At 68.2% G+C, this 13,583-nt stretch carries 9 protein-coding genes and 1 rRNA gene; 6 read left to right on the top strand and 4 right to left on the bottom strand.

Going from position 1 to position 13,583, the window contains the following annotated elements; translation table 11 throughout:
* Positions 1–4: 4 nt before the first annotated feature.
* The gene (locus C9424_RS05605; RefSeq protein WP_237563316.1) at positions 5–1,378 is read right to left on the bottom strand and encodes a phenylacetate--CoA ligase family protein; all 1,374 of its coding nucleotides are present in this window, start codon (positions 1,376–1,378) and stop codon (positions 5–7) included.
* A 364-nt stretch (positions 1,379–1,742) separates the two neighbouring features.
* Here C9424_RS05605 and C9424_RS05600 point away from each other — a divergent pair, with 364 nt between their 5' ends.
* The 6 genes from C9424_RS05600 (at position 1,743) to C9424_RS05575 (ending at position 11,861) form a co-directional block, all read left to right on the top strand.
* On the top strand, positions 1,743–3,179 hold the full coding sequence (locus C9424_RS05600) for a flotillin family protein (RefSeq protein ID WP_091250968.1): 1,437 nt from the start codon (positions 1,743–1,745) through the stop codon (positions 3,177–3,179).
* Between the two features lie 64 nt (positions 3,180–3,243).
* Positions 3,244–3,483, top strand: coding sequence for a hypothetical protein (locus C9424_RS05595; RefSeq protein WP_116765929.1), 240 nt, complete (start codon positions 3,244–3,246; stop codon positions 3,481–3,483).
* Positions 3,484–3,904: 421 nt separating this feature from the next.
* Positions 3,905–5,077, top strand: a complete 1,173-nt coding sequence (locus C9424_RS05590) for a glycosyltransferase family 4 protein (RefSeq protein WP_116765928.1) — start codon at positions 3,905–3,907, stop codon at positions 5,075–5,077.
* Between the two features lie 157 nt (positions 5,078–5,234).
* A complete protein-coding gene (locus C9424_RS05585) occupies positions 5,235–7,505 on the top strand; it encodes a sensor domain-containing protein (protein WP_442862013.1) in 2,271 nt (756 codons plus the stop codon).
* A 186-nt stretch (positions 7,506–7,691) separates the two neighbouring features.
* On the top strand, positions 7,692–9,794 hold the full coding sequence (locus C9424_RS05580) for a putative bifunctional diguanylate cyclase/phosphodiesterase (protein WP_237563315.1): 2,103 nt from the start codon (positions 7,692–7,694) through the stop codon (positions 9,792–9,794).
* Positions 9,795–9,992: 198 nt separating this feature from the next.
* The gene (locus C9424_RS05575; RefSeq protein WP_202615784.1) at positions 9,993–11,861 is read left to right on the top strand and encodes a putative bifunctional diguanylate cyclase/phosphodiesterase; all 1,869 of its coding nucleotides are present in this window, start codon (positions 9,993–9,995) and stop codon (positions 11,859–11,861) included.
* Between the two features lie 193 nt (positions 11,862–12,054).
* Here C9424_RS05575 and C9424_RS05570 read toward each other — a convergent pair whose 3' ends face one another.
* The 3 genes from C9424_RS05570 to rrf all read right to left on the bottom strand — a co-directional run.
* Entirely contained in the window at positions 12,055–12,366 is a 312-nt protein-coding gene (locus C9424_RS05570; RefSeq protein WP_237563314.1) for an excalibur calcium-binding domain-containing protein, read from the bottom strand.
* A 96-nt stretch (positions 12,367–12,462) separates the two neighbouring features.
* A complete protein-coding gene (locus tag C9424_RS05565; protein WP_116765926.1) occupies positions 12,463–13,311 on the bottom strand; it encodes an SDR family NAD(P)-dependent oxidoreductase in 849 nt (282 codons plus the stop codon).
* 201 nt (positions 13,312–13,512) lie between these two features.
* Positions 13,513–13,583, bottom strand: a 5S ribosomal RNA gene (gene rrf / locus C9424_RS22205); the annotation flags it as partial.

Here is a 13,583-nt window from a genome sequence, read left to right as displayed (position 1 = left end):
CCTCTCAGGCGGACCACACCTCGCGGAACTTGCCGCTGCGGTCCGGACGGGGCGGCTCGTCGGCGAACCGGACCTCCACGCCGTCGGCGCCCTGGGCGGCGAAAAACGCACCCAACCGTTCCTGTGCCGCGGTCCGCACGGCCGCCGTCGTGGCCTCCGGGTAGAGCTCGAGCCTCACGGTCAGCTGCCGCATACCGGTGCGGATCGCCTGGAAGCGGCGGACGCCGGCGGTTTCCTCGATTACCGTGCCCAGCGCCAGCGGCAGGACCGTCACCGTTCCGCCGTCTGCCGCGGCAAAGGCCAGCACGTCGCCGCTGCGGCCTTCGACGCGAAGCGCGGGGAACGGGCTGCCGCACGCGCATTGGCCGGCAATCATCTGCACCCGGTCGCCCAGGTTGTAGCGGATGAGGGGCTGGACCCGGTTGGCCAGGTTGGTGACCAACACCGTGTGGGAGAGTTCACCGGCCGGAACGGGCTGGAACGTCCTGTCCACGGGCTCCACGATGTACCAGTCTGCGTTGACGTGGAACTGCCCCTGCCGGCACCGGCTGGTCAGGGCGAGCGCCTCCGAGGCCAGGTACCGCACGGTGGCGCGGCAGCCGAGGGCCGCTTCGATCTCCGCCGCTCCGGCGGCCGCGAGGCTTTCCCCGGACGCGACGGCCAGGACCGGGCGGATCCTGAGCCGTCCGGCCTTTTGTTCGGCGGCCAGTTGCAGCATGGCGCTCGGATACCCGTAGAGCATGGTCGGTTGGAACTCGTTGAGCTCCGCCACGAGATCCGGGAGCGGCCGGAGCACGGAGAACACGCGCACGCGGCGCGCGATCGTGGGGCTGCGGCGCCGCACGGTTTCGGTGAGCACGACGCCGGCAAAATGGTCCCCGTCCGCGATCAGTGCCGCCGCCCGCAGCCCCCGGTGCAGGAAGGCCCGGGTCTCCGCGGCCGTCACCATCGTCCGTCGTTCGCGGATCCGGGCGAGGAGGTTCGCCACCAGCCACGAGGTCCGGTCATGGACCAGGACCGCTGGCTCCCCGGTGGTCCCCGACGTCGTCAGGACAAGGTACTGCCCGCGGTAGAAGCCGCCGACGCGCGAGGGGTCGTCAAGGAGGTCCGCCTTCAGTCCGGCGAGGGTGATGTGGGGGTCGGTCACCCAGTCATCGAAGTTCTCCATGAGCTCGCGCTTGCCCACGGGAGGCAGCTCCCGCAGATTCGTGAGCAGGTCCGCGGGCGTCTCAGGGACGTCCCGGTATAGCTTGCGGTAAAAGGGCGACGCCGACCGCGCGTGGTCAACGAGCGCCGCGAGCCGGTCCCGCTGCCGGCGGGCGATCGCGTCCTGGCTGGCATGCCCGGCCCGCCAGATGTCCCACGCGATACTGGTCATCCCGGCCGTCCGTGTCATCCCGAGAGGAGAGCCGCGCATCACCCATCACCCTTTCGCGGGCCCGGCACACCTGCTGCCCGCCCTCCCACGCCTGCGCGCTTGTGCTATTCCATGCTGGCACGCTACACCACGTTGGCACGGCGGCGGCCGCCCCAACAGGGGCTTTCGGCAGCGCCGGGGCTGGGGCGCATGCCCGGACATCGTCGAATTGCTGGACTTACCGGCAGGTAGCACCACAGACTGTGTACAACGGCTGGCTGGGCGGCGTCGCAGTTCCTGCTTTCCAGGCCGGCCGGGGACTACCAGCAGCATCGTTTGGGGCTTTGCTTTTACACCTTTTCCACCACCGTGAAGGGACCTGGTAATGCAGGACTTGTCAGCTTTCTACCCGCTCATTTCGATCATCCTCGGGGCGGTCGTGGTCATCGGCGTCATCTGGGTGGCAACAAAACTGATGTGGAAGGTGGCTGAACCGAACGAGGCCCTCATCATCTCCGGGCTGACGCGCGGCACGCTGGAAACCCGGGAGGGCATGGACTTCAAGATCGTCACGGGCAAGGGGGCCCTGGTGCTCCCGGGGCTCCAGACCGTGCGGCCGCTGTCCCTGACGCTGAATGAAACCGAGCTCAAGGTCTCCTGTGTGACCTCCCAGGGCATCCAGGTCATTGTTGACGGCGTGGTCATCTACAAGATCGGGGATGCCCCGCCGTTCATCGCCAACGCCGCACGGCGGTTCCTGGGCCAGCAGCCCAAGATGGAAAGCCAGGTCTACAACGTCTTTGAAGGCCATCTTCGCTCCATCATCGGCAGCATGACGGTTGAGGAAATCATCCGGGAGCGCGACAAGCTGGCCTCCCAGGTCCGCAGCGCCAGCGGCGTCGAAATGGAGAAGCTGGGGCTTGTGGTCGACTCGCTGCAGATCAAGGACCTCCAGGACCCCACCGGCTACATCCAGAACATCGCCAAGCCGCACATCGCCATGGTCAAGATGGAGGCCCGCATCGCGGAGGCCACCCGGAACCGCGAGGCGGCGGAAAAGGAAGCAGAGGCCGAGGCCATGATCGCCGACGCCCAGAGTTTGTCCGCGATCCGGCAGTCCGTGGCGCAGGCCAATGCCGAGCGGGCCAAGGCGAACGCGGCCCAGGCCGGGCCCCTGGCCGATGCCTCGGCGCGCCAGCAGGTGGTGGTCCAGGAAACCGAGGTGGCGAAGCTCGAGGCCGACCGGGAGGAACAGAAGCTCCAGACCACCGTCCGCAAGCCCGCCGACGCGAGGGCCTACGCCAAGCGCACCGATGCCGAAGGCCAGAAAGCCGCGGACATCAGCGCCGCCGAGGCACTGGCCCGGCGCACCGAGCTTGAGGCCCAGGCCAATGCGCGCCGGACCGAGCTGCAGGCCCAGGCAAACGCCAACGCCGCGGCGGCTGCAGCCGGCGCCACCAAGGTCACGGGTGAGGCCGAGGCCGCCGCCACGAAGGCGCGCGGCGATGCCGCCGCCTCCGCCATCAAGGCCAAGGCGCTGGCCGAGGCTGACGGCATCAAGGCCCGTGCGGAGGCGCTCGGAACCAACCAGGACGCCGTTATCTCCCAGCAGCTCGCCGAAAACATGCCGGCCATCGTGGCGGCCGCAGCCGAGCCTTTTGCGCACGTCGGCCAGATGACCGTGCTCAATGGCGGCGAAGGGGTCAACCGGATGATCGGCGGGATTTTGGCACAGGTGGGCGACTACCTTCCGGCGCTCTCCACCGCGCTCAAGAACGGCCGGGACGCCCACAAACGGGACGGGAAGGCTCCGGAAGCGTAGGGCCGGCATGCGTGCGGGAATCAGAGGTTTTGATGCACAGGGGTTTTGATGCACTGGGATATTGATGCATAAGGATGTTGACCGGAGCCTGACCGGAAAGATTGGGCGCGTCACCGGACGGATCGGCCCGGGCACCATCGGCGAGGTCATGCTGCCGGTCCGCGGCGGAACCAGCGCGTTCCATGCTCACCCGTTCGACAAAACCAGCGTCTTCGCCGTGGGCGAGCAGGTCCTGGTCATCTATTTTGAGCCGCCCCAGACCGTCTTTGTGGACGAGCTTCCGGACGTTCTCAAACCAGACTGACGGCCTCTGGACGCTAGGAGGCGACGGGCGTATTCTGAAGTTCCGTCGCCTCTGGAGGTATTTCAGATGGAAGGCAATATGCGTGAGCGTCTCGGGCCGGCTGCCAGGTTCGTAAGTGGTTCCGGCATGCAAGCCCGCGGCCCGGTCGGCAACTGGCCCGATCCGCTGTAGCCCGTCCTTCCGCCATGCCGTCCGGCACCGCCGTTGAGTCGGAGTGTGCCGTGAACACATGGCCTCGATGATTCGCGCCCTCTTAGCCGCACGCTCCCGCCGTCGGCCCCTTTCGCCGTCGGCCGCCTCTCTGAGCCTCGCCCCGTTGCTCGCGGCGCTCGACTGACCGTGCCCACCTGTTAACCCAGTCTTCCCCTGCCGGCAACGCCTGCTCCCCCGCGCCGCAAGGCAGCGCCCTCACCGTGGAGGGGTGAGGATCGCAATCGTCGCCGAATCATTCCTGCCGCTCATGAACGGAGTTACCCACTCGATCCTGCGCGTGCTGGAGCATCTGCAGGAGCGCGGGGATGAGGTCCTCGTGATCGCGCCGTCCACGCAGGACACAGACGTCCCGGACGAGGTCTATGGCGCCCACGTGCATCGGCTCCCCTCGGTCCCGCTGGCCGGCTATGCGAATGTGCGGGTGGCGTTGGGCGGTGTGTATCGGGTCAAGCGAATCCTTGCCGACTACGCGCCCGACGTCGTCCACCTCGCGTCCCCGTTCGTGCTCGGCTGGCGTGCAGCGCAGGCCGCTCACCAGCTCGGCATCCCGACCGTCGCGATCTACCAGACCGAGGTGCCCGGCTACGCTTCGCGCTACGGCGTCCCGTTCCTGGAGAACTGGGCCTGGAACCGGGTGGAACACATCCACCTGCTGGCCTCCCGCACCCTGGTCCCCTCCACCTTCGCGCTCAACCAGCTCCGCGGCCGCGGCATTCCACGCGTGGACATGTGGCGGCGCGGCGTGGACACGCAGCGGTTCACCCCGGAGAAGCGCGACGCCGGCTGGCGGGCATCCGTAGCCCCCGGCGGCGAGCGCCTGATCGGCTACGTCGGCCGGCTGGCGGCCGAGAAACAGGTGGAGGATCTGGCGGTGTTGGCGGATGTCCCCGGAACCCGGCTGGTGATCGTCGGCGACGGGCCCCAGCGGGCGGCCCTGGCAGCTGCCCTGCCGGACGCCGTCTTCACCGGGTTCCTCGGCGGCGACGAACTGGCCCGGGCGGTGGCGTCCTTCGACCTCTTCGTGCACCCCGGCGAGTTCGAGACCTTCTGCCAGACCATCCAGGAGGCCATGGCTTCCGGGGTGCCAGTGGTGGCCACCGGCCGGGGCGGGCCGCTGGACCTCGTGGAGAATTCGCGGACCGGCTGGCTCTACGAGCCCGGCGACCTCGCCGGGCTCCGGGCCCGCGTGATGGACCTGATGGGCGACGACGCCAAGCGCCGCGCGTTCGCCCAGGCCGCACATGCCTCGGTTCAAGGCAGGACATGGTCCGCCCTCGGGGCCGAGCTCGTGGGCCATTACAAGGCCGTCACCCGCTCCCCCCTCGTTGCCCGCTCCCCTCTCGTTGCCCTATCACTTAAGGCTGCTAAACAGGGGTTTTAAGCACCATTAGTGATAGAGCAACCCGAAGGTTGGTGGCACGAAACCCGGGGTTGGAGGCAGGGCCAACGGGGACCGGACCCGCCCTGCGCTCGTGGTGACACCTCCGGGACCGTCAGGACGCCTATGATTTCCCGATGGGAGGGTTCTAAATGACTGATTGGTCTCAGATGTGCAGGTCGGTAACCGCGTGACGGCGCCGTCGAACCCGGAGGGAGCATCCGGCAAGGCCCCACAGTACGGGGATCTGGTGGAATCCTGCCCCGACGCCCTGCTCGTGCTGGCCGAGGACGGCACCATCAGGATGGTCAACGCCGCCGCGGAGCGCATGTTCGGGTACTCCCGCGGGGAGCTCGCGGGCCTGGACCACCGCATGCTCCTCGCCGAGGGGTTCAGGAACGGGTTCCAGCGGATGTTCTTCACCCTCCGCCGTGAAGCGGACAGCACAGCCGCCGCAGACGCCGAAACTGCCGTTGCCTCTGCTGCTGCCCACGTGCCGATGGAGGTCTACGGGCTGCGGCGGGACGGCACAGAGTTCCAGGCCGAGGTGGCCTGCTCCCTCGTCGTCACGGATGCCGCGGCTTACCCCGGTGCCGCCGGCGGAACCGACGCCGACGCCGACGCCCGGACGGCCGGCATGATTGTCGCGATCCGCGACACCTCGCACCGCGCGGAGACCGACGACGGACTCCGCGAGGCGATGTCGCTGCTGAGCGCGACGCTAGAATCCACTGCCGACGGCATCCTGGTGGTCAGCAACGAGGGCGAGATCGCCGGGGTCAACAACCGGTTCCTCACCATGTGGGGCATCCCGCGGGACTTGCTGGCCAGCCGGGACGATGAAGCCGTCATGGGCTTCGTCCTGGACCAGTTGCAGGATCCCGCCCAGTTCGCCGAAAAGGTCGTGGCCCTCTACGCCGATCCACTGGCGGAAAGCCACGACGTCCTGGAATTCCGTGACGGCCGGACGTTTGAACGCTATTCCCGCCCGCAGAAGGTCGCGGACCACGTGGTCGGACGCGTGTGGAGCTTCCGCGATGTGACCGCGGCCAAAGTGGCCCAGGACCGGATTGCCCGGGCCATGGCCGACCTCGCCGAGCAGTCCGCCCAGCTCAAGGCGCTGGCGTTCCGGGACGGATTGACCGGCCTGTCCAACCGGCAGCAGTTCAACGACAGCCTCGGCAGCGCCCTCGCAGGCCCGTGTGGCACCGCCGTGGACGTCCTGCTTTTGGACCTGGACGACTTCAAGGAAGTCAATGACATCCTGGGCCACCACGCCGGGGACCAGATGCTCATTGAGGTGGGCCGGCGGCTCCGGACGTGCGTCCGGCCGAGCGACGTCGTGGCCCGCCTGGGCGGCGACGAATTCGTGGTGCTGCTGGTCGGCTCGCTGGATCCCGAGGCCGTCGCCGCCAGGATCGTCGACTCGCTGCGGGTGCCCGTGTGGATTGATGGCACCATGCTGCGGCCCAGCCTCAGCCTGGGGCTCGCCTCGATCAGCGAGGACGCCGTGGACGCCTCCGAGCTTCTGCGCCGTGCCGACGTCGCGATGTATGCCGCCAAGGCCGCCGGCAAGAACCGGTACATGCGCTTCCGGCCAGAGATGATGAAGGCCCTGGTGGACCGCAACGATCTCGAGGCCGGTCTGCGGCTGGCGGTGGACAACGGGCAGATTGCCGTGCACTACCAGCCGATCGTCTCGGCGGACCGCGGAACCGTGGTCAAGGTCGAGGCGCTGGCCCGCTGGGTGCGTGACGGGGCGTTGGTTTCGCCCAAGGATTTCATTCCGGCGGCGGAACGCAGCGGCCTCATCGTCGAGATCGGAACCGAGGTCCTGCTGCGCGGCTGCACCGAGCTCAAGCCCTGGCTGGATGAGGACGCCTCCCGGTCCCTGGCCGTGAACGTCTCCGGCGTCCAGCTCCAGCATGGGGACTTTGCCGAACTGGTGCTGGCCGTGGCGGAGTCCTGCGGGGTGGACGCGCGCCAACTGGTCGTGGAAGTCACGGAAAGCGTGTTCTTCGACGACGACTGCCACGTCATCCGCCAGCTCATGAACCTGCGCACGGCCGGCGTCCGCGTGGCGCTCGATGACTTCGGCACCGGGTTCTCCTCGCTCGGGCGGCTTCAGGGCCTGCCGGTGGACACACTGAAGATCGACCAGTCGTTCGTGTCCATGATCCGCACCGGCGCGGAACAGCTACCCATCCTCAACGCCATGATCGGCATGGCCCACGGCCTGGGACTCACCGTCACCGCCGAGGGCGTGGAAACGTCCGCGCAGGCCGAGTACCTCATGAAGCTGCGTTGCGATTCCCTGCAGGGCTTCCTGTTTTCGGGCCCGCAGCCGGAGTCCGGGCTGCAGCAGGGACTGGAGCAGGCGGCCCGGGCCATCGCCGCACTGCGGGGCGACCGAGTCCCCGGTCACCGGTGACCGGCAAATCACCGGTCCGATGTGCCGGACGGATGAACTGGACAAACGTACTGGAATGTACTGGACAGATGTACTGGACATTGGGCCGAACGACCCTATGATGCAGTGAAACGCATTGACCCTGGCACCTTGGCCGGGAACATCATCGCTCTATGAACTTCCGTCGCTTTGGGGGCCGGTATCGTCGTGGGAACTGGGTTTGGTGAAGCCCTGCTGGAGCAGGGTCCTGATGCGTTTCTGCTGTTGACTGCGGACGGCACCATCGCCTTCGTGAATTCGGCTGCGGAACGCCTGTTCGGCTTTCCACGTGAAGAACTGCTGGGCGTGGACCACGCCGTCCTGCTCACGGAGGAAGGCAGCGGCGGCTTCCTGCGGGTCTTTGGCCGGCTGGGCCGGAAGAGCCGGGCCGGAAGCCGGCCGTTCGCCGCCGTCGGACGCCGCCGGGACGGGACGGAACTCCCCGTGGAGATCACGTGCTCGCTCGTGACGGTCGACGCCGGCACCGCCATGGCGGTCGCCGTCCGGGACGCCGATCACCGCAACGACCCCGACGCCGGTCGGCGGCTGGCGGTCTCCCTCCTGGACGCCACGCTGGAGACGACGTCGGACGGTATCGTCGTGGTCTCCAGCGAGGGCCAGATCACCGGGATCAACGACCAATACCTGAAGATGTGGGGCATGCCGCCGGAGCTGATCGCGGCCGAAGACCCCACCGCGCTGGTCCGGTTCATCGCCGACCAACTGGCCGATCCCGACTACTTCCTGCAAAAGGTGTCAGCACTCTACGCGGACACGGTGATGCAGAGCCACGACGTCCTGGAGTTCGCCGACGGCCGCACCGTGGAGCTGCACTCGCGCCCGCAGAAGGTGGCGGACAGGATCGTGGGACGGATCTGGAATTTCCGCGACATCACCTCGCGCCGGCGCGCCCAGGACCAGGCCCGCCGCGCCATGGAGGAACTGGCCGAGCAGGCCGGAAAGCTCAAGGAGCTGGCCTTCCAGGACCCGCTCACGGGGTTGGCCAACCGGATGCTCTTCAATGAGCGGGCCGCGGCGGCGCTGCTCACGCCGGACCCTGTGCACGTCCTGCTCCTGGACCTGGACGACTTCAAGGAAGTCAACGACGTCCTGGGCCACCATGCCGGCGACGAGATGCTCGTGGAGATCTCCCGCCGGCTCCAGAACTGTGTGGGCCCGCACGGCACCGTCGCCCGGCTGGGCGGCGACGAGTTTGTCGTGCTGCTGGTCGGCTGCCGGGACGCCGACGGCGTGGCCCAGCGGGTGGTCAGCACTCTGAATGCCCCCGTCTCCATCGAAGGCACGCTCATGCGGCCCGGCCTGAGCCTGGGCGTGGCCTCGCGGGACGCCGGGACGGAGACGTCCTCGGAGCTGCTGCGACAGGCGGACCTGGCCATGTACGCGGCCAAGGAGGCTGGCAAGAACTGCTATGTGCACTTCAGGCCGGAGATGCTCGCCGCGCTGCTGGAACGCACCCAGCTCACGGCCGGGCTGCGGCGCGCGGTGGAGCTGGGGCAGATCATGGTCCACTACCAGCCGGTCATCTCCAGCGACCGGCTCGACGTCGTGCAGTTCGAGGCGCTGGCCCGTTGGGAATGGGACGGCGAGCTGATCCCGCCGGACGATTTCATCGAGACGGCCGAACGCAGCGGCCTGATCCGGGAGATCGGGGCCGAGGTCCTGCGGCGCAGCTGCACCGAGCTCGCGCCGTGGCTAGCCGAGGATCCGTTCCGGAGCGTGGCCGTCAACGTCTCGGGCGTGCAGCTGCAGCACCGGGACTTCGCCGAACGCGTCCTGGACATTGCGGCCTGGAGCGGCGTGGACCCGCACCAGCTGGTGCTGGAAGTGACCGAGAGTGTGTTCTTCGATGCCCACTCCCACGTGATCGGCCAGCTCGAGACCCTGCGCGAGGCCGGCATCCGCGTGGCCCTGGACGACTTCGGGACCGGCTATTCCTCGCTGGGCCGGTTGCAGGATCTGCCCGTGGACGTCGTCAAGGTCGACAAGTCCTTTGTGTCCATGCTGCAGACGGGCACCGAAAAGCTGCCCATCCTCACCTCGATGATCCATATGGCCCACAGCCTGGGGCTGAAGGTCACGGCCGAAGGCATCGAGACGCCGGCCCAGGCCCGCTACCTCATGGACCACGGCTGCGATGCCCTGCAGGGGTTCCTCTTCTCCCGCCCCGAGCCCGCCGCGGCCAGGGAGCGGGCGGTCCGCAACTCGGTGGCGGCCATCGCGGAACTGGAGGGCGTACCGCTGCCCGGGTAGCCGGTGCGCCGCGGTCCGCCGGGCTGTTGGTGCGCGGCACTTCTGCCCGATTCAGCACTTTCGACACATTCGCTCGCGGCATGATGCCCACCGCCCTCGGCGGGCACGCACCGCATATGATTCAGTGAGCGCAGCGCGCCCGGTTCTCCGCCGGGCACCCGCTCTCATCATCCGTCGCCTGGGGGGCAGTCAAACATCGTGGAAGCCGGTTTCGCACAGCAACTGTTGGAGTACAGCCCGGACGCCCTGCTGCTGGTCGGCCGGGACGGATCCATTTCCTTCCTCAACACGGCAGCGGAGCGGCTCTTCGGCTATTCCCGCGCGCAACTCCTCGGTGCGGACCACAGCCTGCTCCTGGCCGAGTCCTCCCGGGAGGAATTCCACGGCGTCCTGGCCGGGCTGGCTGCGGCCCCCAGTCCCCACGCTCCGTTCGCCGGCTCCGGGCGCCGGGCCGACGGCACCGAACTCCAGGTCGAAATCACGTGCTCGCTGGTCCCCGCCCCGGCAGCAGCGGCCGACACCGGAACCTCCGTCGCCCTCGCGGTCCGCGACGCCGGCCACCGGAATGCAGGCACCGGCTCGGCGGCCGGAGCCACCCCCAGCAGTGCCGCCCACCGCGGTGCTTCCCTCGGCGGCGCGACGCACGGCAGCGCCGGCAGTTCGCTCAGCGGCGACTTCCGCCGTCGTACCCCTAGTGCTGCGGGCGCTCCGGGCGCCGCACGGGCGGCGGGGGCGGCTCCCGCGGCGTTCGTCGGGCACGACGACGAACTCAAGGCCGGGTCTCTCCGCGATCCGCTCACCGCGCTGCCCAACGGTCCGTTCTTCAACGAGCGGCTCGCCGCGGCGCTGCGCCGGCCGGATCCTGTGGACGTCCTGCTGCTGGACATCGATGACTTCAAGCACCTCAACGACATGCTGGGACGCTCGGCGGCCGATGAGCTGCTGGTGGAGGTCGCGAGCCGGCTGCGTAACTGCGTCCGCCCGCATGACACTGTGGCCCGGCTGGACGGCGACGAATTCGCGGTGCTCCTGACCGAATGCCTCAACGCCGACGCCGTGGCCAAGCGGATCACCGAGGCCCTGCACCAGCCGCTGCGCGTCGGCGGCACCATGGTCCGGCCCGGCGTGAGCATGGGCCTGGCGTCCAAGTCCGCTCAAACCTTGGACGGGGCCGAACTGCTGCGGCAGGCCGACGCCGCCATGACCGCGGTCAAGGCGGCCGGAAAGGACAACTGGCTGCGGTTCCGGCCGGAGATGCTGAACACCGCGGCCCACAAGGCCGACGGCGAGACCGGGCTCCGCCGCGCCGTCGAGCTCGGCCAGATCTCCGTGCATTACCAGCCCGTGGTGTCCCCCGGCATCGGCTCGGTAGTGCAGTTCGAAGCGTTCGCGCGGTGGGAACGGCACGGCCGGCTGGTGCCGCCCAACCAGTTCCTGCCCGTCGCGGAGCAAAGCGGTCTCATCCGCGAGATCGGCGATGAGGTCCTGCGTCGCGCCTGCGCCGAGATCCGGCCCTGGCTGGCCGGCGACGCCGCGTACAGCGTCGCGGTGAACGTCTCGGGCCTGCAGTTCCAGCACCGGGACTTCGCCACGGACGTGCTCGCGATTGCCGCGTCCACCGGCGTTGACCCGCACCAGCTGACGCTTGAGCTGACGGAAAGCGTGTTCTTCGATGCGTCCTCGGACGTGATGGGGCAGCTGCGTCACCTGCGGGAGGCCGGCGTCCGGATTGCGATGGACGATTTCGGCACCGGATACTCCACGCTCGGCCGGCTCCGGGAACTGCCCCTGGACATGGTCAAGATCGACCGTTCCTTCGTGGCCATGATCAAGACGGGCCAGGAACAGCTCCCGTTCTTCGGCACCATGGTCAACGCCGCGCACGCCCTGGGCCTGAAGGTCACGGCGGAAGGCATCGAGACCCCGTCGCAGGCCAAGTACCTCATGGACCGCGGCTGCGACTCCCTGCAGGGCTACCTGTTCGCGAAGCCGGCCCCGGCCAGCGACCTCGCCGGGACCATGGAGAGCGCCCTCACCGCCCTGGACAAGGTCGACGCCGGGCGGTGACCCTGCGTGTGCCCCTGTTGCCGGGCGTTGCCCGGTCGGAGCGCATTGACGCCGCCACACTCCGCCGCACTCCGCCATTGGACGCAAACGGCCGCTAAGCATCATGGCTTAGCGGCCGTTTTTGGCACTTCGTTGGATCGTCCCGGCCCGCCCCAGGAGCCCCAGAAGTCGGGGTCCCGGCGGGGTCCCCGCTCTAGCGCTTTTCGCAGGCGATGCCGTCGTTGTCACGGCCGAGGTCGTACTCGCCCCAGTGGCGCGCACCGCCGTCGTTGTAGCTGTAGAGCGTGTTGTCGACGCGGAAGTTGGTGACCGGCTTTCCGCTGGTCTTGTCGCGGGCGCCGGCGCGGCCGACGCCGTGCGGGTAGACCTTGTTCAGCTCCGTGCAGTTCTTGTACGACTTCGGCGCGGGCGCGGCAGATGCCGGCACGGCCGTGGCGCTCAGAACGACGGCGGTTACCGCCAGGGACGAGACAAGCAATTTCTTCAGGCGCACGGTGGACAGCACTCCCCCAAACAGAAGCCCTCGGCCGCGTGTCGGCGAGGGGCAGGAATATGCTACCCCACCGATTCGCCGTTTCCCGTGAGGCTCCGCCCTGGTGAATTACTGCCGGGGGTCCAGCTTGTCGCTGTCCCGGGCCACCATCGCTTCGCTGCGCTGCCACAGCGCCTTGGCCAGGCCGGCGTCGTAGGCCTGCTTGTTGGCCTTGGAGAGCGTCCGCTTCGCGTAGTAGGTGCCCGAGATCCAGTCGTGGCCCGGGGTGGCGTTGGCGAGCCACACAAGGGTGTCCGCGCCCTGGTCCGGGGTCAGCATGAAGCGCTTGAGGAACGACTTGTACGCGAAGCGCATGGGGCTCGTGGAGTCCGCCGCGAAGTTCGTGGCCACGCCGCCGGGGTGGAAGGCCGCCGTCGAGATCCCCTCGGCGTTGTAGCGGTTGTGGAGCTCAGTGGTGAAGAGGATGTTGGCGAGCTTGGCGTTGCCGTAGGCGCGGTTGGTGGAGTAGCTCCGGGCCGCGTCGAGGTCGTCGATGTCCAGTCTGCCGAAGATTGAATTCGCCACGCTCGAGGTGTTGATGACCGTGGCCTGGCTGGCGGTGAGAACGTCGATCAGCCGGGTGGTGAGCAGGAACGGGGCCAGGTGGTTCACCTGGAAGGTTTTCTCGTGGCCGTCCACGGTGAGCTCGCGCGGCCCCATGATGCCGCCGGCGTTGTTCGCCAGGACGTCGATCCGCGGGTACTTCTCTTTCAGCTGCGCGGCCAGGGCGCGTACCTGTGCGAGCTCGGCGAAGTCGCTGACAAAGAAGTCGGCGCCGATTTCCTTCGCGATCGCCTCGGTCTTCTCCGCGGACCGCCCGACGACGACCACGCGGTCCCCCTGCTGGGCGAAAGTCCGTGCGGCGGAGGCACCGATGCCGTCGCTGGCTCCGGTGATGACGATAGTGCGCTCGGGCATTGACGTGTCCTTAGAACGAAAGCGGCCGGCTGGTCTTTTGGAATCCAGCCCCGTCGAATTCTAACGATCCCAACTCGGAGAACGTTCCGCTGGAGCCGGTGCTTTCCCCGGAGTCTGCTGGGAGTTTCCCCAAATTGGTTGGGGTGTTAAATGCGGGAGGACCCCCAACCTGTGGTTGGGGGTCCTCGACCTGTAATGATGTTCCGGCGGTGACCTACTCTCCCACACCCTCCCGGGTGCAGTACCATCGGCGCTGTGGGTCTTAGCTTCCG

The organism is Arthrobacter sp. H-02-3 (genome assembly GCF_003097355.1).
Classification (GTDB): Bacteria; Actinomycetota; Actinomycetes; order Actinomycetales; family Micrococcaceae; genus Arthrobacter; species Arthrobacter humicola.
Note: the sequence above shows the minus strand (reverse complement) of the source record. Positions and strands in the feature narration are given on the sequence as shown.

What these genes read in the sequence shown, in the direction of transcription:
- C9424_RS05600 (WP_091250968.1), top strand. Translation starts at nt 1,743, where the DNA reads ATGCAGGACTTGTCAGCTTTCTACCCGCTCATTTCGATCATCCTCGGG.
- C9424_RS05595 (WP_116765929.1), top strand. Translation starts at nt 3,244, where the DNA reads ATGCATAAGGATGTTGACCGGAGCCTGACCGGAAAGATTGGGCGCGTC.
- C9424_RS05565 (WP_116765926.1), bottom strand. Translation starts at nt 13,311, where the DNA reads ATGCCCGAGCGCACTATCGTCATCACCGGAGCCAGCGACGGCATCGGT.
- C9424_RS05605 (WP_237563316.1), bottom strand. Translation starts at nt 1,378, where the DNA reads ATGACCAGTATCGCGTGGGACATCTGGCGGGCCGGGCATGCCAGCCAG.